Origin of the sequence: Pseudomonas sp. EA_35y_Pfl2_R111, assembly GCF_963970955.1 — a bacterium.
GTDB lineage: Bacteria > Pseudomonadota > Gammaproteobacteria > Pseudomonadales > Pseudomonadaceae > Aquipseudomonas.
The window spans coordinates 1695243-1721083 of the sequence record NZ_CAXAOM010000001.1 but is presented as its reverse complement, the minus strand read 5'-3'; the positions used below and the strand labels follow the sequence as shown (position 1 = coordinate 1721083).

The window sequence follows — 25841 nt, the reverse complement described above, 5'->3', positions numbered from 1 at the left end:
TCACACCGGGCTTTTTTTAATCCGAAAACTGCTGATAGCCGAGAACGTCATGCGTCCTGCCCGCGCCCTGATCGACCTGCAAGCCTTGCGTCACAACTACCAGCTGGCCCGTGAAGTCAGCGGCGCGCGCGCCCTGGCGGTAATCAAGGCGGATGCCTATGGCCATGGCGCGGTGCGTTGTGCGCAGGCGTTGCAGGAGCAGGCCGATGGTTTTGCCGTGGCCTGTATCGAGGAAGCGCTGCAGCTGCGAGAGGCAGGTATTCGTGGGCCGATCCTGTTGTTGGAGGGTTTTTTCGAGGCCGACGAATTGCCGCTGATCGAGCAGCACGAATTGTGGTGCGTGGTGCATTCGCTGTGGCAACTGGAGGCGATTGAGCGCAGCACTGTGCGCCGCCCGCTGACGGTGTGGCTGAAGATGGACAGCGGTATGCACCGCGTCGGCCTGCACCCGGCTGATTACCAGGCGGCCTACCAGCGCCTGCTAGCCAGCGGCAAGGTGGCGAAGATTGTGCTGATGAGCCACTTCGCTCGCGCCGATGAGCTGGATTGCCCGCGCAGCGATGAGCAATTGGCAGTGTTCCAGCAGGCATGTCAGGGCATAGTCGCCGAGGTCAGCCTGCGCAATTCGCCAGCCGTGCTCGGTTGGCCAAGCGTTCCGAGTGACTGGGTGCGCCCCGGCATCATGCTCTACGGCGCCACCCCGTTCGAGCAGGCGCAGGCCGTGGCGGCGCGGCTGCAGCCGGTGATGACCCTGGAATCGAAGATCATCAGCGTGCGCGAACTGCCGGCCGGCGAGCCGGTGGGTTATGGCGCACGCTTTGTCAGCGAGCGGCCGACCCGCGTCGGTGTGGTCGCCATGGGCTATGCCGACGGCTACCCACGCCATGCGCCGACCGGTACGCCAGTGGCGGTGGACCGCCAACTGACCCGCCTGATCGGCCGCGTGTCGATGGACATGCTTACCGTCGACCTGACCGATCTACCGCAAGTGGGCCTGGGCAGCCGGGTCGAACTTTGGGGCAAACAGGTGCTGGCCAGTGACGTAGCCGCCCAGGCCGGCAGTATTCCTTACCAGCTTTTCTGCAACCTGCGGAGGGCGCCGCTGCTCTACCCCGGGCACTAACACGCACGCTGTAGACGAGTTTGAACGCGAGTGTTGTAAATTCCGAACGCTATGCCATGATACGGCGACTTTTCCGTATCTATCCCAAGGGGGACTCCAGCATTGGACGTCGGTGTACGACTGCAATCCATTCGCAAACTCAAAGGCCTTTCCCAGCGTGAACTCGCCAAGCGGGCGGGCGTCACCAACAGCACCATTTCGATGATCGAGAAGAACAGCGTAAGCCCTTCGATCAGTTCGTTGAAAAAGGTGTTAGCGGGTATCCCCATGTCGCTCGTGGAGTTTTTCTCCCTGGATGTGGAGCAGGATAGCCAGGCCCAGGTGGTCTATCGCGCCGCCGAACTCACCGATATCTGCAGCGGGGCCATCACCATGAAGCTTGTGGGCAAGGCGCATCCGAGCCGAGCCATTGCCTTCCTTGATGAAACCTACCCCAGCGGCACTGATACCGGCGACGAGATGTACGCCCACGAAGGTGAGGAGGCTGGCATGCTGGTCGAAGGCAAACTGGAGCTGACCGTGGGCGACGAGGTTTTTATCCTCGAGCCGGGCGACAGCTACTACTTCGAGAGCAGCAAACCGCACCGTTTCCGCAATCCGTTCGAGCAGCCGGCACGGCTGATTAGCGCGACTACGCCGGCCAATTTCTAAGAACCTGTCACGACCTGCTGCGCGTCGGCTAAACGGTGTTGAAAACGACCTCGGAATGCTCATTTACAGCTCGTAAACTCCGCTTCCTCGGCCGGTTTCGCCACCGTTTATCTCTAGCTCGCAAGGTCGTGAAAGGTTCTTAATAACCCTGCGACAATATGGGTTGTTTCGGCGACAGCAGCTTGCCGTTATACTGACGCCCGCTCGCGAAACCGTGGCCGCGAGCGTGACTAGCCACGAAGAGGGTGTACCGTGAACCTGATTAAAAAGCTCCTGGTAGCACCGGCTACCGTATTGGCCCTGTGGGCAGTGACTGCTCAAGCCACGACCGACGAAGCCATTGCCGAGCGACTGAAGCCGGTAGGTCAAGTCTGCGTAATGGGTGAAGAGTGCAAGGGCGTGGGTGCTGTAGCCGTTGCTGCTGGCGGCGGTGCGCGTACTGCCGATGACATCATTGCCAAGCACTGCGGTGCCTGCCATACCCCAGGTATTCTGGGTGCGCCGAAAATTGGCGACGCCGCAGCCTGGAAAGCCCGTGCTGATGCAGAGGGTGGTCTTGACGGCATCCTGGCCAAGGCGATTTCCGGCATTAACGCCATGCCGCCCAAAGGCACCTGCGCCGATTGCTCGGATGACGAGCTGCGTGAAGCGATCCAGAAGATGTCCGGCTTGTAAGCCACATCAGCTCGTAAAAAACCGCCTTCGGGCGGTTTTTTTGTTTTTCCATGAAAAATTGGTACTTTCATTCGTTGCCGTAGGTCTACCAGCATAGGCAACGCGTACCGCGGCATTGTGCGCTGCGCCGCTCCCAACCCAGCCATTTCACCCGCAGGGAATCGGATGCAGAAGCCTTGTTCCATTGAGGAAGCCGTTGATTACGTACTCGCCGCGCTCGACGGCCCCATTCGGCTTGGGCTACCTCTCGGCCTGGGCAAACCCAACCAGTGGGTGAACGCGCTCTATGCGCGTATCAGGCAATTGCCCGATCGTCAGCTGGTGATCTACACCGCGCTATGCTTGGGTCGCCCTCGAGCTGCTGCGGGTTTGCCGCGCCGCCTGCTTGAGCCCTTCGTCGAGCGTATCTATGGCGATTATCCCGAACTGGATTTTCTCACTGATTTGCAGCGCGACAGCCTTCCGGCCAACGTGCGTGTCGAGCAGTTCTTTCTACAGCCGGGCAGCCTGCTTGATAGCGCGACAACCCAGCAGAACTACATCAGTAGCAATTACAGCCATGTCGCCCGTGATCTGAATGACAAGGGTCTGAACCTGATCGCCCAACTGGTCGCCCAGGACACGCAGCGTCCCGAGCATTTCAGCCTCAGCTGCAACCCGGATATCACCCTGGATCTGCTGCCTCTGTTGGAGCGGCGCCGCGCCGCTGGCGAGACCATTCTGTGCCTGGCTCAGGTGCACAGCGCGCTGCCCTATATGACGGGCGATGCCGAAGTGCCGCGGCGCAGCTTCGATCTGCAGGTGCTGGAAGAAGACCGCAGCACGCTGTTTTCCACCCCCAATATGCCAGTGACGCTGCAGGATCATTGCATCGGCCTGCATGCCAGTGCCTTGGTCCGCGACGGTGGCACGCTGCAGATCGGCATTGGCGCCATGGGCGATGCGCTGACTGCGGCCTTGCTCGCGCGTCAGGCGGACAATCAGGCTTATCAGGCGCTGCTGGACGAATTGCGCTGCACCCAGCATTGGAAGGCCGAGATCGACAAGGTTGGTGGTGTGCAGCCCTTTAGCCAAGGTCTGTATGGCTGCAGCGAGATGTTCGTCAATGGTCTGCTGGCCTTGGCCGATGCCGGCATTGTGCGACGCCCGGTCTACCCCGAGTTGACGCTGCAGCGGTTGGCCTCTGGCGGTGCGCTGGATGATCAGGGTATGCCGCTCAGTGTGCAGGCCCTGCTCGATGCTGGCCTGTCGCCGCAACTGGATGCCCAGGCGTTGCACCAGTTGCAGGCCAGCGGTTTGCTGGCCGAGAGCATTCGCTGGGCCGAGGGCGGCCTGCTGGTGCCGGGCGGGCAACAGCTGCCAAGCGACCTTCGCGATGCCCACACCCAGCAGGTATTGCAGCAGCACCTGGGGCGTGCGCGCGGCGGCGTGGTGGTGCACGGCGGCTTCTTTCTCGGGCCGCAAGCCTTCTACCAACGGCTGTGCGAATTGAGCGCGGCGCAGTTGGAGCGCTTTGCCATGACCGGCATCTGTTTTATCAACGAGCTGCATCACCAGGAAGCGCTCAAGCGTTTGCAGCGCCGCGATGCGCGCTTTATCAATACGGTCTTCACCATGACCCTGATGGGCGCCGGGGTGGCCGATCAGCTGGAGGACGGCAGGGTGCTCAGCGGGGTTGGCGGGCAATACAACTTCGTCGCCCAGGGCCATGCTTTACGAGGCGCTCGCTCAATTCTACTGCTGCGCAGTTGGCGTGACGCGAACGGCAAGGTCAGCTCGAATATTGTCTGGGACTATGCACATGCCACGATTCCGCGGCACCTGCGCGATATGGTGGTGAGCGAATATGGCATCGCTGACCTGCGCGGCAAGACCGATGCCGAGGTAATAGAGGCGCTGCTCAATATCAGCGACTCGCGCTTTCAGCCAGGCTTGATCGAGCAGGCGCAACGCGCCGGCAAGTTGCCCAAGGATTTCCGCCTAGATCCACGCTTCGCCGACAACCTGCCCGAGCGCTTGCAGGCGGTGCAGAACCGTCATCCGGGACTGTTCGCCGAATACCCCTTGGGCTGTGATTTTGATAACGAGGAGCGTGATCTGCTGCGCGCGCTGAGTTGGCTGAAGAGCAAACTGAAATTCGCCTGTGCCCTGGAGTTGGCCGCTGCAATGCTGCGCACGCCAGCACCCGGCGCATACAGCGCGCACCTGCAGCGCATGGCGCTGACCCAACCGAAGGGGCTGCGCCAGCGTGTGCAGCGGCGTCTGCTGTTGGCCGGCTTGCGGGCCACAGGCTGAGGCGTTGCGGGCTTAGTCGAGAAAGCTGACCTGGCCATCCTTGAGAGAGCCGATGCGCGCCAGTGACTCGACCCGGTAGCCCTGGGCGTCCAGTTCGGCGCGGCCGCGCTGGAAGGACTTCTCGATCACCACACCAATACCGGCAATACTTGCGCCGGCCTGGCCAATCAGGTCGATCAAGGCGCGGGCGGCATGGCCGTTGGCCAGGAAGTCGTCAATCAGCAGCACATGATCCGTGGTGTTCAGGTGCTTGGCTGAAATGGCCAGGGTACTTTCGGTCTGCTTGGTAAAGGAAAACACCTTGGAGATATACAGATCGTCCTTGAGCGTCAGCGACTGGTACTTGCGCGCGAAGATCACGGGCACGCCCAGCTCCAGACCGGCCATCACCGCCGGAGCAATGCCCGAGGCTTCGATGGTGACGATCTTGGTGATGCCCAGGCCGGCAAAGCGCTGGGCAAACTCATGGCCGATCTGCTGCATCAATGCAGGATCGATCTGGTGGTTGAGAAAGGCATCGACCTTGAGCACATGCTCCGAGAGCACGCTGCCTTCATCGCGAATCTTCTGTTTTAGCGCTTCCACGCGGTTACCCTCGTCGTTCTTTCCGATGCCCGGTCTGTGCCGGGATGTAATGGTGCAGCGTAGCGCGGATGCAATCAGCGGCGAAATGCGCGCCGGGCGGAATCCTGGCTTCGCCGGTTGTTTCTTACGGCCGGCCATCCCTGGCAGCCACCATGCAGGCGCGTCGTGAAACATGACTTTCGATCACTTCTTGAGCATCGCGCGCATATTAGCCAGCGCCGAGTTCCCCGTGGCGGCCTTGACCTCCGGTGCTGCGTCTTCCAGCCCTTCCCAAACCAGATCCTCGGGCGGCAGCTCATCGAGAAAACGGCTCGGTGAACAATCGATGATTTCGCCGTACTGCTTGCGCTTGGCGGCGAAGGTCATGGTCAGGTTGCGTTTGGCGCGGGTGATGCCGACGTAGGCCAGGCGGCGTTCTTCTTCAACGGTATCGGCCTCGATGCTGGAGCGGTGCGGGAGGATTTCCTCCTCTACGCCGAGGATATACACCGAGGGATATTCCAGGCCCTTGGAGGCGTGCAGGGTCATCATCTGCACGCCTTCGGCGCCTTCCTCTTCTTCCTGTTGGCGTTCAAGCATGTCGCGCAACACCAGCTTGCCGATGGCGTCCTCGATTGTCATGTCGCCGTCTTCATCGCGCTCCAGGGTGTTCTTCAGCGCCTCGACGAGGAACCAGACGTTGCCCATGCGCGCGTCGGCGACCTTGTCGTTGGAGGCGTTCTGCCGCAGCCAGTTCTCGTAGTCGATATCCATGACCATGCTGCGGATCGCTGCAATCGGGTCGTTCTGCGCGCACTCCTGGCGCACCCGGTCCATCCACTTGGTAAAGCGCGCCAGGCGTTCGGTGTAGCGCGCATCCAGCTGCTCGCCCAGGCCGATTTCGCCGGCGGCGGCATACATGCTGATCTTGCGGCCGGTGGCGTAGTTGCCGAGTTTTTCCAGGGTGGTGGAGCCGATCTCGCGGCGCGGCACGTTGATTACCCGCAGGAAGGCGTTGTCATCATCCGGGTTGACCAGCAGACGGAAGTAACTCATCAGGTCCTTCACCTCCTGGCGGGCGAAGAAGCTGGTGCCGCCACTGAGGCGATAGGGAATCTGATGGTGCTGCAGCTTCAGCTCCATCAGCTTGGCCTGGTAGTTGCCGCGATAGAGGATGGCGTAGTCGCTGTAGGGGCGCTCGGTGCGCAGGTGCTCGGTGAGAATCTCCAGGGCCACCCGTTCGCACTCGGCGTCTTCGTTCTTGCAGCGGATCACGCGGATCTCGTCGCCCATGCCCATCTCGCTCCACAGCTGTTTCTCGAAGGCATGCGGGTTGTTGGCGATGAGGATGTTGGCGCACTTGAGGATGCGGCTGGTGGAGCGGTAGTTCTGCTCGAGCATCACCACTTTCAACGACGGATAGTCGTCCTTGAGCAGCATCAGGTTTTCCGGGCGCGCGCCGCGCCAGGCGTAGATCGACTGGTCGTCGTCGCCGACCACGGTGAACTGGTTGCGCATGCCGACCAGTAACTTAACCAGCAGATACTGGCTGGCGTTGGTGTCTTGGTATTCGTCGACCAGCAGGTAGCGGATGCGGTTCTGCCACTTTTCCAGGATGTCGGGATTGTCCTGAAACAGCTTCACCGGCATCAGGATCAGGTCGTCGAAGTCCACCGCGTTGTAAGCCTTGAGCGTGCGCTGGTAGTGCAGGTAGACGATGGCGGCGGTCTGTTCCTTGGGATTGCGCGACTCGGCCAGGGCCTGCTCGGGCAGGATCAGGTCGTTTTTCCAGCTGCCGATGTAGTTCTTGATCTCGTCGGCGCCGTCATCACCCGAGTATTCCTTCTGCATGATGTCCGACAGCAGCGCCTTGATATCGCCCTCGTCGAAAATCGAGAAACCCGGCTTGTAACCCAGCGCCGCGTATTCCTTGCGGATGATGTTCATGCCCAGGTTGTGAAAGGTCGACACTGTCAGGCCGCGTGCTTCAGGGCCTTTGAGCAGAGTGCCTACGCGCTCCTTCATCTCGCGCGCCGCCTTGTTGGTAAAGGTCATGGCGACGATATGGCGGGCCTGGATGCCGCAGTTCTGCACCAGGTGGGCGATCTTGCGGGTGATCACGCTGGTCTTGCCGGAACCTGCGCCGGCGAGCACCAAAAGTGGGCCGCCGACATAGTTCACGGCTTCCTGCTGCCGGGGGTTCAGTCGGGACATGGAGTCAATCGTCAGGCGGAATGGGCGCGCATTTTAACAGGCCTGGCGCTTTGTGCTGTGACCATCTGGAAGTGTGTTGCAGTGCACATAATGGCAAACCGCCAGGCTTGGTTAATTTTGCTAATCCAGTACTCTGGTGCCACTTTCGGGTCCTTGCCATGCCGCAGGGGGCGCGCCACTGACACAAGGATGTGCGTGATTAGACGTCGATTACGACGCATCCGAGCGGTTTCAATGCTCTTTATTTGTGCAGTGGGGGAAGCTGTTTGTCCGCGTTCGTCGAACCATTACGGTTGCTTTTGCTGGCGGAAACGCCGGGCTGGGCGCAATTGCTGCGTGAGCGCCTGGGTGCGCTCGGCAGTGGTTATGCGCTGATCACTGCACCCTCCTGGGAAGCGGCCAGCGCACTGTTCGATAAACCCAGCAACGCCGTGCTCCTGACTACTGCCAAATACCTGCCTGCCTCCGGGCGCTGTTCCCTACCGATTGTCCTGCTGCTAGATGTCGAGCCCGAAGCCGAGCCAGAGGGCGTATGTGACTGGCTGGTGCGCAACCAGCTCAGCACCGAGGTGCTACGCCGCTGCCTGCGCTATGTGCGCGAACGCGGCAACCTCAACGACACCTTGCACCGCCTGGCCGAGCAGGACGCGTTGACCGGCATCGCCAATCGCCAGGGCTTTCAGACCCTGCTCGCCGCGCGCCTGGCTGAATATGAAGGCCGTGGCCTGACCCTCGGCCATCTCGATCTGGACAACTTCCGCCACGCCAACGATGCCCTCGGTTATCAGGGCGGCGACAGCCTGATTTTGCAGGTGGTGGCGCGGATCAAGGCGCAGCTGCAAGCTGGCGACCAGGTGGCCCGGCTGGGTAGCGATGAATTTGCCTTGCTGCTCGACAGCCGCCGCGACCCGCAGCGAGCCGAGCGTCTGGCCGCGCAGATTACCGAAGCTCTAGGTGAGCCTTACTGGATCGACGGCGAAAGCCTGCTGATCGGTTGCAGCTTGGGCCTGGCCCATTCCCGCGCCGAGGGCAGTGCAGATCCGCTGATGTGGCACGCGCATATCGCCATGCAGCAGGCCAAGAGCCAGCAGGGCTGCACCTTTCATATCTATGACGAGCGGATCAACCGCAGTGCGCGCAACCAGGCTGACCTGGAAAGCGAGCTGCGCCGCGCCCTGCGCCGCGACGAGCTGGAGCTGCACTACCAGCCGCGTCTGTGTTTGCAGACCGGGCGCATCGTCGGCCTGGAGGCGCTGGTGCGCTGGCGTCATAGCGAACATGGTTTGCTGGCCCCAAACGAATTTGTACCGTTGGCCGAGGAAAGCGGGCTGATCGTGCCGCTTGGCTACTGGGTGATCAGCCGCGCCCTACGCGATATGCAGTGGCTGCGCGGGCGTGGCCTGCCGGCGCTGCATATGGCGATCAACCTGTCGTTCCGCCAGTTTCAGGACAGCCAGTTGCTGCCGACCCTCAGTCGTCTGATCGAAGAGCGCGGCGTCGATGCACAGTGGTTGGAGTTCGAGCTGACCGAAACCGCGGTGATGCGCCGCAGCGATCAGGTGCAGCAGACCATGTTGGCGCTGGCCCGCCTCGGTGTGCGCTTCTCACTGGACGATTTCGGCACAGGCTTCTCCTCCTTCGTCCATCTGAACAACCTGCCGATCACCCTGCTGAAAATCGACAAGAGCTTTGTCGGCGGCATGGGCGAGCGCGCGGAAAACCGTCAGTTGGTTCGGGCGATGATCAATCTGGCGCACAACCTCAACCTGCAGGTGGTGGGCGAGGGCGTGGAAAACGCCGAACAGCTGGCGCTGCTGCGCCAGTACGGCTGCGATCAGGTGCAGGGCTACTTGATCAGCAAGGCTTTGCCGCTCCCCGAGCTGGCGCGCTTTCTGGTGTTCGGCATGCGCCAGCCCTTGCTTGGTCTGAACAACAGCTGAGCTGCTTGCTGATGCAAAAGGCCCGCATTCGCTGCGGGCCTTTTGTTTTGCGGGCTTATTGCGCGGCCTGGCTCTGGGCTTGAGCCTGGCGCTGTGCCAGTTTCTGCTGGCGGTAGCTGATGGCCGCTGGCGGCACGGCGGTGACCTTGCCGGTTTCCAGCCAGCGCTTGAGGCGGTTGGCGTCGGCCATGTGGGTATACTTGCCGAAGGCATCCAGCACCACGAACGCCACCGGGCGGTTATTCATCACGGTATTCATCACCAGGCAGCGGCCGGCTTCGCCGGTGTAACCGGTTTTGCTCAGCTGCACGCTCCAGCCGGGCTTGCGCACCAGGTTGTTGGTGTTACGAAAACCCAGGGTGTAGTTGGGTTTGCGGAACGCCTGGGTCTTTTCCGAGGTGGTGCTGAACTGGCTGATCAGCGGGTACTGGCGCGCGGCCTTGAGCATCAGCACCAGGTCGCGGGCGCTGGAGACGTTGTGCTCCGACAGGCCGGTGGGCTCAACGAAGCGCGAACTCTTCATGCCCAGGGCGCGTGCCTTGGCGTTCATCGCCGCGACAAAGGCCGCGTGGCCACCCGGATAGTGGTGCGCCAGGCTGGCGGCGGCGCGGTTTTCCGAGGCCATCAGGGCCAGCAACAGCATGTCGCGACGGCTCAGTTCGCTGCCCACGCGTACGCGGGAGAACACGCCACGCATGTCATGGGTATCGCGAATCATGATCGGCAGCTGCTGATCCAGCGGCAGCTTGGCGTCGAGGGTGACCATGGCGGTCATCAGCTTGGTTACCGAGGCAATCGGCACCACACTGTCGGCGTTGCGCTCGTAGAGCACCTGATTGGTCTGCAGATCGACCAGCAGGGCGCTGCCGGCGGCCAGGTCCTGTTGTTTGGCGGGGGCGGCCTGGGTGTTCGATGCAACTACAACGCTGCTGCAGATTAGCAGCAGGCTTACTATCGAATGGCGGATTTTCACAGAGAGCTTCACGGGCAGGTTGAGGGTGGGCACAGCGCTGCCAAGTATACGGAAATCCGTATCTGAGCTTGAGCCGTGCGGGCTTAAATCGTCATGCACTCACGCTATAGTGCGACCGTTTTTATCACCGTGAGTTGCCCGCATGTCCGAATCGTCTGCACAGCCTGCGCCACCCGCCGTCAGCCTGGGTGAGGCCTTCTGGTTCTGGCTCAAGCTTGGGCTGATCAGCTTCGGCGGCCCGGCCGGGCAGATCGCGATCATGCATCAGGAGTTGGTGGAGAAGCGCCGCTGGTTGTCCGAGCGGCGTTTTCTGCATGCACTGAACTACTGCATGCTGCTGCCGGGGCCGGAGGCGCAGCAGTTGGCCACCTACATTGGCTGGTTGATGCACCGCACCTGGGGCGGCGTGATCGCCGGTGCGCTGTTCGTGCTGCCGTCGCTGTTTATCCTGATTGGCCTGTCCTGGCTGTATATCGCCTTCGGTGATGTGCCGCTGGTGGCGGGGATCTTCTACGGGATCAAGCCGGCGGTCACCGCCATCGTCATGCAGGCGGCCTGGCGCATCGGCTCACGGGCGCTGAAGAACAACTGGCTGTGGGGCATTGCCGGCGCGTCATTTGTCGCCATCTTTGCCTTTAACCTGCCGTTTCCGTTGATCGTGATTGGCGCAGCCCTGCTCGGCTATCTGGGCGGTCGCCTGCTGCCGCAGCAGTTCAGCCTGGGGGGCGGGCATGCGGCGGCTAGTCATTCCTATGGCCCGGCGCTGATCGATGATGACAGCCCGCCGGCTGCGCATACGCGCTTTCGCGCATCGCGCCTGGCGCTGTTGCTGGCGGTGGGCGCGCTGCTCTGGCTGCTGCCGATGGGCCTGCTGACCTGGCTGTATGGCTGGGACGGCACGCTGACGCAGATGGCCTGGTTCTTTACCAAGGCGGCGCTGCTGACCTTTGGCGGCGCCTATGCGGTGCTGCCGTATGTCTACCAAGGTGCGATCGGCCATTATGGTTGGCTGACCCCGACGCAGATGATCGACGGCCTGGCCTTGGGCGAAACCACGCCGGGGCCGCTGATCATGGTGGTGGCGTTTGTGGCGTTTGTCGGGGCTTATTTGCAGCCGGTGTTCGGCGGCGATTCGGGTTTTGTCAGTGGTGCGCTGGCGGCAGCGCTGGTCACCTGGTTCACCTTTCTGCCGTCCTTTCTGTTCATCCTCGCCGGCGGGCCGCTGGTGGAATCGACCCACGGCGAGCTGAAATTCACCGCACCCCTGACCGCGATTACTGCGGCGGTGGTCGGGGTGATCCTTAATCTGGCGCTGTTCTTTGCCTACCACGTGCTCTGGCCGCAAGGCTTCGGCGGCACTTTCGATTGGCCGTCGGCGTTGCTTGCCGTAGCGGCGGCGCTGGCGCTGCTGCGCTTCAAGCGTGGGGTGATGGAGGTGCTGCTGGTGTCGGCGCTGGCCGGGCTGGCGGTGTATCTATTGCGTTGAAGTCGCGCGTCCGCTGCCGAGGCAACGGGCGCGCTGTCCGTCAGAGGAACCAGCGGTATTCCCGCGCACTGACTTCCTGCATAAACGCCAGATGGTCCTGGCGCTTGTTCTCGCAGTAGACCATCACGAATTCCTCGCCCAGACCCTGGTTGACCACCGGGTGGTCGCGCATGGCACTGACGGCGCTGAGCATGTCCTGGGGGAAGTCGATGCCGCTCTGGCGGTTTTCGTTGAGCGGGGCAATCGGCTCCTTGCCGGCATTCAGGCCGTGTTCCATGCCGGTGAGGATCGCCGCCAGCACTAGATACGGATTGGCGTCGGCGCCGGCTAGGCGGTGTTCGATGCGCAGGTTCTTGCCGTCCGATTCGGGGATACGGATGCACGCATCGCGGTCCTCGAAGCCCCAGCTGGCGCGACTGGCGGCGTTGACCATGGCGCCATAGCGGCGGAAAGCATTGTGGTTGGCGGAGAAGATCGGCATGCAATGCGGCAGCAACTCCAGACAGCCGGCCACTGCATGGCGCAGCGGGCGTTGCTCATCGGCGGCGAGCAGGTTGTTGCCGGCGGCGTCATACAGGCTGACGTGCACATGCATGCCGCTGCCCGGCGCGTGCAGGTAGGGTTTGCTCATAAAGCTGGCACGCTGGCCATGCTTGAGCGCCACGCCACGGGTGCTGCGGCAGAACAGGGCGGCCCAGTCGGCGGCGCGCAGGCCGTCGTCGCAATGGCCGAAGTTGATCTCGAACTGACCGGGGCCGAGTTCGGCGGTGATCACGTTGGCGTCCACGCCCTGCTCATTGGCGGCATCGACGATCTCGTGCAGCACATCGGCAAAACGCGACAGCCGTTCGATATGCATGTTCGGCTGGTCATCTTCATCGCCGCACAGCGGGTCGCGAGGGAACTGCGGCAGGCCGTCTTGCAGCTTGCGATCAAACAGGTAGAACTCCAGCTCGAACGCCACCACCGGGCGGATACCGCGTGCGGCCAAGCGTTTGAGAACGCGTGCGAGCACTTCACGCGGTTCGAACTCGATCGGTGCTTCGGTGCCATCGGAGCTGATCAGCATCTGCCCCAGCGGCTGGCTTTCCCAGCGCACCGGCTTGAGCGTGCCGGGGATCAGGCGGCGCGGCGCATCCGGGTCGCCGTCGTTAAAGCAGTAATCGCCAATCGGGTGCAGGCCGCCCTGCACGCCAAGCAGCACGCAGTTCTGCGGGATTTTCAGCGGGCTGCCGGCGGCGACTTTTTCCAGCATGTCGATGGGGTAGCGCTTGCCGTAGAAATGCCCGGGGATGTCCAGGCTGATCAGGTCGACATAGCGCACCTCGGGGTTGGCGGCGCGGAAGGCGTGGACTTCGCTAAGCAGGTCGGGAAATGCGGTTGTTATTGTCATGGCGGCTATCTGCACGGGTCAGGTGAAGACCCAAAGCACTCGTGTTGGGGAATCGGAAAGGTTGGCGTAGCGAAACTGTGCGTGCGGCGGCAGCTGAAAGCTGTCGTTTGGGCCGAGGGTGACCGGCTCGGCGTCGCCGCCGTACCAGATCGTCAGCTCGCCTTCGAGGACAAAGCCGCCCTGTTCGGAGCTGTCATTCAAATGCCCTTCGCCGCTGGTTGCGCCGGGCTCTAGGCGGCTTTCGAGCATAGAGAAGCCGCCCGACATGGTCGGTGAGGCCAGCACATCGGTGATGCCGCCGGCGTAATACAGCGTGCGGCGCTCGCCGGGGCGGGTGACCCAGGGCACGGCGCGCGGCTTGTTCAGGCTGTAGAAATAGGTGGTCGGCACGCCGAGGGTTTCGCTGATGGCGGTGAGGTCAGCCACGGTTGGGCGCGACAGGCCGCGCTCGACCTGGGAGAGAAAGCCCACCGAACGGTCAATCCGCGCGGCCAGTTCCCCCAGGGTGAGGTTCTTGTGCTTGCGCAGGTCGCGGATCAGGATCGCCAGACCTTCGACTTCTTCCTGCATATCCATCAGGTGTTCCTTGGTGTGAGGGCTCTTGTAGGGTGGATGACGCTTTTTCCATCCACCGGCGTTGGTGGTTGGCCACCCTGTGGAGAACGCTGTGCGGTTTTCCACCCTACGAGAGCGTTCTGGCCATCATCAAATGACATCGCGCAGGCGATACCAGGCCTTGCCTACTGCCTCGATTGGCGCAGCCAGTAGATCGCCGCCGGGAAAGCGTGGATTGCTCAAACCCTGGTACAGATCGAGTAGGTCGGCGTCACCGAGAATCGCATCAGTGACCGCGCGGGCGGCGGCCAGGGTCGGCAGGATGCCGTGACCGGAGAAGCCCTGCAGCCAGTACTTCTGCCCGCTGTGGCCAACGTCCGGGGTGCGGTGCATGGTGCAGTCGATATGCCCGCCCCAGCCATAGTCGATCTGCACGCCGCGCAACTGCGGGAACACCCGCTCCAGATAAGGTCGAGTGGCCGCCGGTACATCCTTGGGGATGCCGCCCAGGTAGGTGCAGCCGCCGCCGAACAACAGACGGTTGTCCGGGGTGACGCGGAAGTAGTCGGGAACAAATTGGTTGTCGATGGCGCAGGTGCCGTGCGGGAACAGCGAGCGCGCCAGCTCTGGGTCCAGTGGCGCGGTGGCGACCTGGTAGGAGCCAACTGGCAGCAGGCGTTTCGCCAGCGGCGCATCGAGCTTATCGATATAGGCGTTGCAGGCCAGTACCAGCACATTGCTGCGTACTTCTCCCTGTTCGGTGCGCGCTACAAAACCTTCGGCAGTTTCGCGGTAGTCCAGCGCCTTGCTCTGCTCGAAGATCTTTCCGCCCGCCTTTTCGATGGCATCGGCCAGGCCCTGGGCCAGTTTCAGTGGGTTGAGATGAGCGGCACCGCTGTCATGCAGGGCGGCCAGGTAGCGTGGGCTGGCGATCCACTCGGGCAATTGCTCCTTGGGGATAAAACTCAGCTGCGAGTAACCGTACTTCTGCTCGGCCTCTTCCAGGCTCTCCTGCAACTGGCGCACGCGGCGCGGCAGCACGGCGGTGTAGATCGCGCCAGTGCGGTAATCGATATCAAAGTTATGCCGCTCGGGCAGCTCGCGCATTTCCTCGGCGGCCCAGACCATGCTGTCCCACAGGCGGCGGGCGCGTTCCAGGCCGAGGGCCTTCTCGAACGGCGGCATATCGCAGGACCAGCCCGGCAGCGCCTGGCCGCCGTTGCGGCCGGAGGCCGCCCACGCCAGGCGACTGGCCTCGAGCAGCACCACTTTCTTGCCCGCCAGTGCCAGGCGCAGTGCGCTGTGCAGGCCGCTGAAACCACCGCCGATGATCAGCACATCACACTGCAACGCCTCCTGCAGGTGCGGACGAAGGGGGATCGGGCCTGGGTAGGTGCCGGCGTAGTAGGTGCCGATATGCTGGGCGGATTGTTTGAACATGGCGCGCCTCATGAAATTCTATTTAAATAATTTCATGAAAATTTACGCGATAAATTTCACAAAGCCAAGGGCGAAGGGTTCTGGACTCTAGAAGTCGATGGCCAGACGCAGGCGATCCTTATGCTGCAGGCCCTGTTCGAACAGCGGCACGGGGTAGTAGAGCAGGAAGTAGTCTGGCTCGACGGCATACACCCGCAGGCCGGCGCGTTGGTAGAAGGTTAGCGGGTGACCGAAGCTGCCGGTGGCGACTTCCAGACGCGTTGCGCCCAACTGTCTGGCGCTGTGCAGGGCGTGTTGCAGCAGTTGTGTGCCGATGCCTTGGCCCTGGCAGTTCGGCGCAACGGCGATATTCATCAATTCCAGGGTGCTAGGGCTGCGCGCCTGAAGCACATAGACGCCGACGGTCGCGCCATCGTGCTCGGCGAGGTAGCAGTGACCATGCGCCAGGTAAGCCTGCACATAAGGCAGGTGTGGATCGGCCTCCAGCAGCAGGGCCATCGGCAGCTGCGCCGCACTGCACGCGCGGATATGGATGGGTCGAGTCATTGGCGGGTTCAGCGCACCTGATTGCGGCCGCCATGTTTGGCGGCGTACAGCGCGCGATCGGCTTTCTCCAGCAGGTCGTCGGCACTTGTTGGTGCGTCTTCGGTGGAGGCGATGCCGGCGCTCAGGGTTACCGAGAACTGCTGGCCTCCAGCGATAAAGTGCAGCTCGGCAAAACGCTGGCGGATTTCATCGAGAATGCGCAGCGCCTGGGTCGATGGGCAATCCGGCAGGACCACGAGGAATTCTTCGCCGCCGTAACGGCCTAGGCTGTCTATGCGCCGTAAACGTTGGCGCAGCAGGTTGGCCAGGGCACGGATGACGTTGTCACCGGCAGCATGACCGTAGCTGTCGTTGACCTTCTTGAAGAAGTCGATATCCAGCATGGCCACGCTAGCGGGCTTGCCGCTGCGTTGCGCGCGTTCCAGTTCGACTGCGGCCTGCTCCTTGATATCGGCGTGCTTGAGCAGCCCGGTGAGGCTGTCGCGGGACAACGCATTGCTCAGCAGGCGGGCGCGCTGTGCACGGGAGAACACCGCAGCGACCAGGGCGTTGTCGGAAATTGGTTTGGTTACAAAGTCGTCGCCAGCCTTGATCAGTGCGTTCATCTGCCGGCTGATATCGGTTTCTGCCGACAGGTAAATAATTGGCACACGCAGCCAGTCGTCGTTCATCCGAATGATCTGTGCCAGCTCTGGGCCTGTGCAGTCCGGCATGCTGACATCCAGCAGCACCACCTCGGGGTTGAAGCTGCGCATACAGGCGAAGATCTCGGCTGGCTCGTGCAGCATCTCCACCAACATATTGGCACCGCGCAGAATCAGGCTGAAGCGGCTGGCCAGCTCGCGGTCGTCGTCGATGATCAGCACCCGGTAGGGCTCGCCCTGTTGTTGAGCGAAGCAACGCTCCAGGCGGTTTTCCAACTGCGGAATGTCCACCGGTTTGGTGAAAAAGCCCATGGCGCCGACGCGCACCGCTTCAAGGTGGGTGGCGAAGTCGTCCTGGGTGGTGATCACCAGCAGCGGCAGCGGCTCGTCCAGACGTTGCTGCAGACCAGCGGCATATTCCAGACCGGTGAGGTTTTCGTCGGGCAGGTTGACGTCAACGATCAACGCATCGGGCAATTGCTGCTGCAGGGCGCTGTCGAGCTCGCTGATGTGGCTGAAGTGCTCGGCGTGGTAGCCAAAGTTGTTCAGCGTCAGGCGCATATTTTCGCCAATCGAATGCTGATCTTCGAGGATATAAATGCGCCGCGCGCTGCTGTTCTGCCGTGGCGGTTTGACTGCGCGGGTGGCGGGTTCCTGGCTGCGTTCGGCCTGGAACTGCTGGCGCGCCAGTTGCTGCAGGCTGTGACTGAAGTCCTGCAGGCTCTGTTGTTCCTGCTGCAGGGTTTCCAGCCACTGATCGGCTTGCTGTTCCAACTCGCGCGCGCGCTGGCCAAGGCTGCTAAAGCCGAACGTGCCAGCGGCGCCAGCGAGCTTGTGCAGTTGATCGCGCAGGCTCTGCAAATGCTGCAGTTGTTCTTGCGGGTCGGCGGCGTGCAGCAGGCGTTCGGCATTTTCCGCGAGGACGGGCAGCTCTACCTGCAGGCGCAGGGCGAAGGCATCGCTCAGTTGCTGCAGGTGCCGCTGCAGTTCATCGGCGGCGCTCTTGCCTTTACTCATGGGCCAGGCTCCAGATCTTGCGTACCTGTGCGGCCAGCTGCATCGGGTCGAAAGGCTTAATGATCACATCGCGAGCGCCGAGGCTGCGGTAATGGGCGATCTCCGCCGGTTGCACCTTGGCGGTCATAAAGGCCACGGGCACCTGGCTGAGGTCGATCAGTCGGGCGATCTGCGCCAGGGTTTGCGGGCCGTCCATGTCCGGCATCATCACGTCCAGCAGAATAAAGTCCGGAGCAAAGCCTTGCAGTTGATCCAGAGCATCTTGCCCGGATGAGCAACTGAGCACTTGAAAACCACCGACGGCCTCTAGTGCCAGCTTGGCTACGGCCTGGATCGATGGGTCATCCTCTACATGCAAAATACGTTGCAGCTCAGGCATGCCGATTTTCCTCAGGGCTGGCTTCTAAGGCCAGGGTAGTCAGTTCGAACCAGAAAGTCGCGCCGTGACCGGGGCTTGAGTCGAAACCGATCTGTCCGCCCATGCGCTCGATGATTTCCTTGCTGATCGCCAGGCCCAGGCCGGTGCCGCCTTTCTGTCGGGTGTCGGTGGCATCCGCTTGGGAGAACTTGCTGAATATCCGCTCTTGGAAATTTTCCGGTATGCCAGGGCCATGGTCGGTCACGCTGACGCGAATACGCGCGTCGTGCTGTTGCACGCGTATCTCCACGTTCTGTCCTTGGGGCGAGAACTTCGCCGCATTCGACAGAAGATTGGCCAGCACCTGGGCCAAGCGTAGTCTGTCGACGCGCGCGCGGGCCTGGGTCGGCGGGCCTTGCAGCTGCAGTTGCACCTGGTAGTGGCTGGCGTACGGCTGGTTTTCTTCGATGGCTTGCTCCAACAGCGGCTGTAGCGCCTCATCGTGCAGTTCGAAAAGCATCTTGCCGGCCACTAGTTTTTCCATGTCGAGCAGGTCGTTGATCAATAGGTTGAGGCGCTGGCTGTTGTCCTGGGCGATCTGCAGCATCTGCTGCATGCTCGCTGGCACTGCACCCAGAGCGCCGCCGTTGACCAGGCCGAGGGATCCGGAAATCGCGGTCAGCGGGGTGCGCAGCTCGTGGCTGACGGTGGAGACGAATTCGTTCTTCATTCGCTCGATACGTTTGCGTTCCTCGATATCGCGGATCACCGCAATAAAGCGCCGTTCGCCCTGGTGGCTAATCTGCGAGATGGCCAGCTCGACGGTGAAGGTTTCGCCATTGCTGCGCATGGCGGTCAGCTCGATTTCCTTGCCGAGCACCTGGCTGATGCCGGTTTTCAGGTAATGGCTGAGGTAGCGTGCGCGCATTGAGCGTTGTGGTTCGGGCATCAGCAGCGTTACCCGGTGCCCTGAGACCTCCAGGTGGCTGTAGCCGAAGATGCGCTCGGCGGCGTGGTTGAAGGTCTCGATATAGCCTTGCTGGTCGATGGTGACAATCGCGTCGAGCACGTTGTCGAGCAGCGTGCGCAGGTAGTCCTCACGCTCGCGGATGGCCATTTCCGCGGCGATGCGCTCGTTGAAATCCTGAATCTGCACCACGAAGTGCACTGGCGCATCATTGCTGTCGCGCACCAGCGACACGCTCATTAGTACCCAAATGATCCGCCTCTGGCTGTCCAGATAGCGTTTTTCCATCTGGTAGGTGCTGATCTCGCCGGCCAGCAGCTCTTCGATATGTTGCAGATCGGCATCCAGGTCGTCGGGATGGGTAATTTGCTGGAAGTTGCTGCACAGAAGTTCTTCGCGGCTGTAGCCGAGCATTTCGCAAAGCACTTCATTGACCTCCAACCACTGCCCTTGCAGCGAGACCAGGGCCATGCCCTGAGGCGCGGTGCTGAAGGCGCTGCTGAAGCGCTGCTGGCTGAGGCGCAGTTGGTCTTCCACTGCCTTGCGGTCACTGATGTCCCAGATAAATCCGGAAACCCATTGCAGCTCGCCGTGGCTGTCGTATTCCCCGCGGCCTTTTTCCCTTACCCAGACGCTATGGCCGTCGGCGTGCAGTAGGCGGTAGGTCAGCTCGAAGGACTCCTGGCGTTCGATGGCAGTCACCGCGCTATAGGTAATCGGCAGATCGTCAGGGTGTACCACGCTGGAGAAGCTGCGCACGCGGTTGTTGATAAAGTCGCTGGCCGGATAGCCACTGAGTGCCTGGATTTCCTCGCTGAGGTAACTCATCGACCAGTTTTCATCGTTGCGGCAGCGATACACCGCCCCCGGCAAACTGCTGACCAGGCCGCGGAAGCGACTCTCGCTTTTCTGCAGGGCGCGGGTGGCCTGATGCAGGTCGTTGATGTCGCTGGCGATGCCCAAGTAGCCGGTGATCACCCCCTCGGCATTGCGCATGGCGCTGACCGTGAGGTTGACGATGCGCTGCTCGCCATTATTGCGCAGGTAGGTCCACTGGCGGGTTTCCGGCTCGCCCTGGGCGGGGAGGTGGGTAAACACCGCAAAACCGCTGACTTCAGTGCCGAACTGCAGGCTCAGTTGCTGTTCACGGTCCCGTATTTCCTCGGCCAGGTGGAACAGCGCCGGGCTGTGCAGGCCGATCACCTCTGCGCTGCGGTAGCCCAGCAGGCGCTCGGCGCCGGAGTTGAACAGGGTGATCAGGCCGCTGCAGTCGGTGGTGATGATGGACACACCGGTGGCCGAATCAAGCACCGCCTGCAGGAAGCGCCGCGCCTCGCGTGTCTGGTCTTCATGACGCAGGCGTTCCAGGGTGGCACCGACCCAGCGGGCGAACAGACGCATAAACTCTTCATCGGCATCGTCAAAGGGCCTATTGCGCGCCTCGCTTGAGGCGAAGCACAGGGTGCCGAAGCGTTTGCCGGCAACCCAGATGCTGGTGCCGATATAGCTTTCCAGGGCAAACAGTGGGTAACAGGGGTGGGCGGCATGTTCGCTCTGGCCCATGGCGGCAATCGCCAGCACATCCGTGCAGCGCAGGGTGATGCTGCAATAGGTATCGCCGAGGGGGAAACACTGGCCGTCCTGCAGGGTGTCGGGCGGCGATACCTGGACCCTTACCCGGTAGGTGTCAGCTTCGATCTGGCTGATGATGCCAATCGGCATGCCATAGAACTCCGATCCTAATTGCAGGGCCTGGCGCAATTGCTCGTGGGCGCTCAGCTTGGGCAGTGCGGCAATCTCGTTGAGGGCACGCAAGGCCGCCTGCTGGCGCTGCATGCGCTGCTGGGTCTGCTCGCGCTGGCTATCGCGGCGCAGGGCTTCGAGTAACTGGCCTAGGGTAGTCAGCAGCGGTTGTAGCTGGGCGGCAAACTGCTCGCTGTAGCCGCCTTCGCGGTTGGCCAGGCCGAGCATGCCCAGCAGCTCACCGTTGGCGTGAATGGGCAGGCCGGCAAATGCCTGCAGCGGTGGATGGCCTGGCGGCAGGCCGGCGCTTTGCGGGTGATTGCCGGGGTTGTTGCTGATCAACATCTGGCCACTGCGGATGACTTGGCCGAACAGCGTGTTGAGGTTGCGAAATTCCAGGCCTTGGGGTGAATGGTCGGCATAGAAGGCGCGACTTTGCGCATCCCAGGCGATATTGCTGATGGCGAAGGTCCGCAGAAAGGGCGCTCCCGCTTCGTCGTGACGGATCTCACCGACAAAACCGAACTGGCTGGCGCTGACTTCGAGAATCCGCCCGAGAAGGGTTTCGAAAGCCTCGCGCTGGTTGCCTGCATTGATATAGGCCGCCTGCATCTGGGTGATCAGCGCCAGCAACTGCCGCGACTCCTCAGTTTGCTGGTGCTTGTGCTGCAGCTCAGCATGGTGGTGGCGCATGGTCCTCTGGCTGCTGTGCCGGGTGGCTTGCAGCAAGGCCAACAGCAGTGCTTCGGCAGCGAGCCAGGCCAGCAACCACTTGACCACCAGCCAGCGGTTGTCCCGCTGGTGCACACTGTACAGCGCCGTAATATCGCGCCAGGTCAGTGCCCGCACCGAATTGTCCAGGCCAGCGACAGGCTGGTAACCATTCAGGCTGATCTGGTTGAGCAGGTAGGTGCGGCCCTGATCATCGAGCAGCTTGAAGGTGTTGCCCGCCTCAGGGGGCGGCAGGCGATGCTGCGCCTGCCAGTGCTGCACCTGCACCTGGGAAAAGCCGGCCAGGTGCCAGTAATCACTGCCGTCAACGGTAGCGCGCAGTGCCTCGCCACTGCTGCTGGGTGCTTGCACAGAACGCTTGAGCAGCAGCGCAACGCCGGCCTCCAGCTCGCGGTCCAGCTGTTGCAGGTTGCCTAGGACATCAAGGCTGACCTCCAGCGCACCGACGTTAAGCCGACCCTCAAGGCTGTCAATCTGCAGCGGCACGATGGCGCGCATGCTGAGCTTGTCGCCATCCACTGCCATGCCGGTAATTGCGGTGGACTGCTGCAGACTGTCGAGCAGCATGGGCCGCTGCGCGGCGGGAAAGTCGGCAAACCACTGCGGCTCATGCACGCGTAACAGCACTTCGGCCGTGGGCGCCAGATGGATATACAGGGCAAACGGACGGATACCTTGCAGGTTGCGCCAGCGCGGGGCGAGGCGGGTATACAGCTGGTTGCGGATGGCGTTCAGGGTTTGCGTATCTAGCGGTTCAGTACTCTGTAGCGTGTGGGCCTGGCGCACCAGCTCGACCAGCCAGGCGTCGGCAGCGATGGTTTCGGCCAGCAGCTGCGCTTGTTGTTGCAACTCCTGCTGACTATTGCGCAGCGTCAGGCTTTGCATCTCATGCTGTTTGGCGACTTGCAGGTTCCACAGGTTTTCCCGCTCGTTGAGGGCAAAGCCGCCGAGTACGCTGAAGAAAACCGCCAGCCCCAGGCTGCCAAGGCCAACGATCCAGTGGATCGTGCTGGGCATAAGCCGCTTAAGCATCTATCCGCTCCATCACCCGGTTAGGCACCGAGAACATCATTCAGGTCAACCCTGCCAGCCGGCGCAGGCGCGCCAGTTCGGGATCATCGGCTGCGCTGTTGAGCTCGCAGGCGGCCAAGCGCATCAGGATATTCTCGCGTTTGACGTTATGGCTCGGCAGGGCGTAGCACGCGCCGATCAGCTCGCGCAGGTGCATCGGCAGCTGCCATTGCGCCTTGATGCTGATGGCAAAGGGGCCGCTGAACTGATCGACGGCCTGCATCACCTGGGCTTCGCTGAAACTCTGCCCACTGTCCTGCCACGCTTGTGCCAGATACAGCACACACAGCTCACCCATGCGGTGCAGCAGCGCCGCACTGTGGAAGGGCGCGGGGTCCATGGCGCACTGACGAGCGAGGCGGGTGCTGCGTTCAATCAGCAATTCGGTGCTGTCCATATGCGCCTGGGCAAGCATGCGCAGCAGGCCGTTATCCAGCGCGCTGCATTGGCGTAGGGCCAGACCCATGGCCAGATTCAGACTATTGGCGGCGCCCAGTTTCTGCAGCGCTTCGAGCAGGCTGGTACAGGGTTTCCCTGCCTGGTTATAGGCGCTGCTGTTGGCCACGGTGAGCAGGCGCGCACTGAGTGCCGGATCGTACTGCCACTCGCTGGCCAGCTCGCGCAGATCAATCTGTTCGCCCTTGAAGCTTTGCAGCAGGCGATCACGAACATGGGCTTTGAGGGGCAATTGCAAGGCGCTGCTGGGCAGGCTGCGCAGGTGGTCGAGCAGATCGTTCTGCGTGTCGCTGATCTGCAGCGGGTGTTCGCCGGTGTCTGCGGGCAGCAGGGTTTCCAGGCTGGCGGCGACATGCGCGGCTTGAAACGGCTTGCTGATAAAAGCGCTGATCTTCAAGGCGCGCACGGCTATTACGCTGGCGCGGTCGGAGCGGCCGGTGATCACCACCAGTGGTGTGCTGCTATTGTCATGGCGCACCCGTTCCAGCAGCAGGGTGCCGGGGCCGTCTGGCAGATTCCAGTCGCAGATGACCACATCGGCTGGACGCTGCTGCCACTCACGCAACGCGCCACTGACGCTGTCCAAGCACACCACTTGGCTGCCGGGACGCACGCTGAGGACGATCTGCTTGAGCAGGTCGGCGATCCAGCTGTCGTCCTCGAGAATCATTACACGCATGCTTTCTGCCTTAGTCTGTATTCGCGACGCTGAGCGCCAGGTGGCTGGCTAGCTGTTCTGCCGGTTGTGGGCGCCCGAAATAGTAACCTTGGGCGTGATCGCAGCCGAGCTGCTGGAGCAATTCGACCTGTTCGAGTTGTTCGATACCCTCGGCCAGCACCTTGAGCCCCATGCTGTGGCCGAGGGCAATCACCGCGCGGGTGATCGCCACGTCGTCCTGATCATCCGGCAGGCCGCTAACAAAGCTCTGATCGAGTTTGAGTTTGTGTACTGGCAGGCGCTTGAGGCGTGCCAGGGAGCTGTAGCCGGTGCCGAAGTCATCGATGGCCAGGCGAATACCCAGGGCGCGCAGGCGTTCGAGCAAGGCCAGGGCGGCATCGGGATTGTCCATCACCGCGCTTTCGGTGACTTCCAATTCCAGATTGGCGGGGTCGAGGCCGGTATTGCGCAGCACCTCGGCCACCCGCACATCCAGCTCGCCGCGGCTGAACAAGCGACTGGAAACATTCACCGCGACGAAACGCAGTTTATGCCCGGCAATTTGCCAGGCAACCATTTGCCGACAACTCTGCTCCAGCACCCAGGCATCGATGGCGCCGATCAGCCCGGTTTCCTCAGCAATCGGGATAAACTCGCCGGGGGGCACTAGCCCGCGCTGCGGGTGTTGCCAGCGCACCAGGGCTTCGACGCCGATCATTTCCTGGCTGCCCAGGCAAATCAGCGGTTGGTAATAGACGCGCAGTTCTTGATTATCCAGGGCGTGGCGTAGGGCGCTGGCCAGTTCAACGCGCTGACTGGCATGTTCAGTCAGCTCCTGAGTGTAGAAGGCATAGCTTTCGCGGCCGCTGCTCTTGGCTTTAAACAGCGCCGAGTCGGCATTGCGCAATATCTGGCCGACATCGCTGGCCTCGCTGGGGTACAGGCTGATACCGATACTGGCGGTGACAAACAGTTCTGTGTCGGTGACCTGGAAGGCTTGCATCAGGCACGCCTGCAGACGCTGCGCCATCACTGCGGCCTGTTCGGCGCTGCTGCAGGTTTCGTCGAGCAGGCCGAACTCGTCACCGCCCAGACGCGCCAGGGTCATGCGTTTGCCGAGTTGCTGAACAAGGCGCTCACCGACGTCCTTGAGCAGCAGGTCGCCGATGTTGTGGCCGAGGCTTTCATTGATGTGCTTGAAGTGGTCGAGGTCGATCAACAGCACCGCGCCGCTCTGCCCATCAAGCCTGGCGCGTTCGAGGGCGTGCTGGACGCGCTCGGTAAACAGCAAGCGATTGGGCAGGTTACTTAGCGGGTCGTGGTGCGCCAGGTAATCCAGCTCGCGTTGCGAGCGTTTGAGGGCGCTGATATCGGAAAACACCGCGACGTAATGGCTGATCTCCCCCTGCTCATCGTGAATCACCCGGATGCATTGCCATTGTGGGTAAATCTCGCCGCTCTTGCGCCGGTTCCACACTTCGCCGCTCCAGGCGCCGCGATTTTGCAGGGCGTTCCACAGGCTGTCATAAAAGGCTTTATCGTGCCGCCCGGATTTCAACATGCTCGGTGATTGGCCGAGTATTTCCGCCTGACTGTAACCGGTAATGCGGGTAAAGGCGGGGTTGCAGTGGACGATATGCTGCTGCGAATCGGTGACCAGCACACCTTCCTGAGTCGCATCGAACACCGCGGCGGCCTGGCGCAGGCTGTCTTCATCCTTGCGTCGCTGGGTGATGTCGCTGGCCGTGCCGATCAGGCGTTCGGCCTGGCCATGCTCGTCGAACAGCAAGCGCCCGCGTGATTGAATCCAGCGGTAGCTGCCATCCTGATGCAGCAGGCGATAGTTGACCTCATAGGGCGCGGGGTTGCGCGCCGCCAGACGTTCCTCGAGGTGGCGGTCGAAGCTTGTGCGGTCATTGGGGTGCAGGCGCTGCAGCCAGCGCTGTAGATCATTACCCAGCTCATTGGCGCGCAGACCGAGCAGGGCCGTGTAGCCAGGGGAGACGTATAGCCTCTGGGTCTGCAGATTCCAGTCCCACATACCGTTTTGAGCGGCTTCCAATGCCTCCTGTAGGCGTCTTTCGCTGCGCTGCGCGGCGTGATGCGCCAGGCGCTGCTGCTCGTGGTGGGCCCGTAGCACGGCATATAACAAGCCCGTGGTAAGCAGCACAAACGCCAGCCCCTTGAGCAATTGCGCGCGTTCCAGCTGCGGCTGCGACATTCCCAGGTTGACCAGCAAGCTGTCGCTGAACGCTACCCAGAGACCAGCGGCCAGCATATAGCAGAGAGTCAGGCGCCAAGCGCCTTGCGGAGCATTCATGGAATATAAGTCAGTCCTTT

General features: G+C 62.0%; 17 protein-coding genes and 2 pseudogenes. 6 read left to right on the top strand and 13 right to left on the bottom strand.

Annotated features, from left to right (window positions below; genetic code table 11):
• Window positions 1–49 precede the first annotated feature (49 nt).
• From alr to AACY25_RS08085, 4 genes are all read left to right on the top strand, one after another.
• The gene (alr, locus tag AACY25_RS08100) at window positions 50–1123 is read left to right on the top strand and encodes an alanine racemase (protein WP_339523645.1); all 1074 of its coding nucleotides are present in this window, start codon (window positions 50–52) and stop codon (window positions 1121–1123) included.
• A gap of 102 nt (window positions 1124–1225) precedes the next feature.
• On the top strand, window positions 1226–1774 hold the full coding sequence (locus AACY25_RS08095) for a cupin domain-containing protein (protein ID WP_339523644.1): 549 nt from the start codon (window positions 1226–1228) through the stop codon (window positions 1772–1774).
• Window positions 1775–2026: 252 nt separating this feature from the next.
• Window positions 2027–2449 carry a c-type cytochrome gene (locus AACY25_RS08090; protein ID WP_339523643.1) on the top strand — a complete coding sequence of 141 codons (423 nt, stop codon included), beginning with the start codon at window positions 2027–2029 and terminating at the stop codon, window positions 2447–2449.
• Window positions 2450–2614: 165 nt separating this feature from the next.
• Window positions 2615–4744 carry an acetyl-CoA hydrolase/transferase C-terminal domain-containing protein gene (locus AACY25_RS08085; protein WP_339523642.1) on the top strand — a complete coding sequence of 710 codons (2130 nt, stop codon included), beginning with the start codon at window positions 2615–2617 and terminating at the stop codon, window positions 4742–4744.
• 12 nt (window positions 4745–4756) lie between these two features.
• On the opposite strand, the gene AACY25_RS08080 is transcribed toward AACY25_RS08085, so the two are convergent.
• Together AACY25_RS08080 and rep are read right to left on the bottom strand one after the other, a co-directional pair.
• On the bottom strand, window positions 4757–5329 hold the full coding sequence (locus AACY25_RS08080; RefSeq protein ID WP_339523641.1) for a xanthine phosphoribosyltransferase: 573 nt from the start codon (window positions 5327–5329) through the stop codon (window positions 4757–4759).
• A gap of 183 nt (window positions 5330–5512) precedes the next feature.
• Complete coding sequence (rep, locus tag AACY25_RS08075) at window positions 5513–7522, bottom strand: DNA helicase Rep (RefSeq protein WP_339523640.1); 2010 nt, start codon at window positions 7520–7522, stop codon at window positions 5513–5515.
• Window positions 7523–7788: 266 nt separating this feature from the next.
• Between rep and AACY25_RS08070 the strand changes: the two genes are divergently transcribed.
• Window positions 7789–9462 carry a putative bifunctional diguanylate cyclase/phosphodiesterase gene (locus AACY25_RS08070; RefSeq protein ID WP_339523639.1) on the top strand — a complete coding sequence of 558 codons (1674 nt, stop codon included), beginning with the start codon at window positions 7789–7791 and terminating at the stop codon, window positions 9460–9462.
• 55 nt (window positions 9463–9517) lie between these two features.
• Here AACY25_RS08070 and pbpG read toward each other — a convergent pair whose 3' ends face one another.
• A complete protein-coding gene (gene pbpG, locus AACY25_RS08065) occupies window positions 9518–10435 on the bottom strand; it encodes a D-alanyl-D-alanine endopeptidase (RefSeq protein ID WP_339523638.1) in 918 nt (305 codons plus the stop codon).
• 142 nt (window positions 10436–10577) lie between these two features.
• On the opposite strand from pbpG, the gene chrA reads away from it, so the two are divergent.
• Complete coding sequence (chrA, locus tag AACY25_RS08060; protein ID WP_339523637.1) at window positions 10578–11921, top strand: chromate efflux transporter; 1344 nt, start codon at window positions 10578–10580, stop codon at window positions 11919–11921.
• A 40-nt stretch (window positions 11922–11961) separates the two neighbouring features.
• On the opposite strand, the gene AACY25_RS08055 is transcribed toward chrA, so the two are convergent.
• The 10 genes and pseudogenes from AACY25_RS08055 to dibA all read right to left on the bottom strand — a co-directional run bounded on the left by AACY25_RS08055 (window position 11962) and on the right by dibA (window position 25821).
• Window positions 11962–13308, bottom strand: a complete 1347-nt coding sequence (locus tag AACY25_RS08055; RefSeq protein WP_339523873.1) for a glutamine synthetase family protein — start codon at window positions 13306–13308, stop codon at window positions 11962–11964.
• A gap of 24 nt (window positions 13309–13332) precedes the next feature.
• The gene (locus tag AACY25_RS08050) at window positions 13333–13890 is read right to left on the bottom strand and encodes a helix-turn-helix domain-containing protein (protein ID WP_339523636.1); all 558 of its coding nucleotides are present in this window, start codon (window positions 13888–13890) and stop codon (window positions 13333–13335) included.
• A 129-nt stretch (window positions 13891–14019) separates the two neighbouring features.
• Complete coding sequence (locus tag AACY25_RS08045; protein ID WP_339523634.1) at window positions 14020–15309, bottom strand: NAD(P)/FAD-dependent oxidoreductase; 1290 nt, start codon at window positions 15307–15309, stop codon at window positions 14020–14022.
• A gap of 87 nt (window positions 15310–15396) precedes the next feature.
• Window positions 15397–15855: a GNAT family N-acetyltransferase gene (locus tag AACY25_RS08040; protein ID WP_339523633.1), complete on the bottom strand. Its 459-nt coding sequence runs from the start codon at window positions 15853–15855 to the stop codon at window positions 15397–15399.
• A gap of 8 nt (window positions 15856–15863) precedes the next feature.
• Window positions 15864–17516 carry a diguanylate cyclase gene (locus tag AACY25_RS08035; RefSeq protein ID WP_339523631.1) on the bottom strand — a complete coding sequence of 551 codons (1653 nt, stop codon included), beginning with the start codon at window positions 17514–17516 and terminating at the stop codon, window positions 15864–15866.
• On the bottom strand, window positions 17509–17895 hold the full coding sequence (locus AACY25_RS08030) for a response regulator (protein ID WP_339523629.1): 387 nt from the start codon (window positions 17893–17895) through the stop codon (window positions 17509–17511). Before AACY25_RS08030 ends, AACY25_RS08035 begins: the two co-directional genes overlap by 8 nt.
• Window positions 17888–20728, bottom strand: a pseudogene (locus tag AACY25_RS20960) (PAS domain S-box protein); the annotation flags it as partial. The pseudogene AACY25_RS20960 and the gene AACY25_RS08030, both read right to left, overlap by 8 nt.
• 3 nt (window positions 20729–20731) lie before the next feature.
• A pseudogene (locus AACY25_RS20955) lies at window positions 20732–21196 on the bottom strand (GAF domain-containing protein); the annotation flags it as partial.
• Between the two features lie 1192 nt (window positions 21197–22388).
• Window positions 22389–23522: an HDOD domain-containing protein gene (locus AACY25_RS08020; RefSeq protein WP_339523627.1), complete on the bottom strand. Its 1134-nt coding sequence runs from the start codon at window positions 23520–23522 to the stop codon at window positions 22389–22391.
• Between the two features lie 10 nt (window positions 23523–23532).
• Window positions 23533–25821: a phosphodiesterase DibA gene (gene dibA / locus AACY25_RS08015; RefSeq protein WP_339523626.1), complete on the bottom strand. Its 2289-nt coding sequence runs from the start codon at window positions 25819–25821 to the stop codon at window positions 23533–23535.
• Between the last annotated feature and the right edge of the window lie 20 nt (window positions 25822–25841).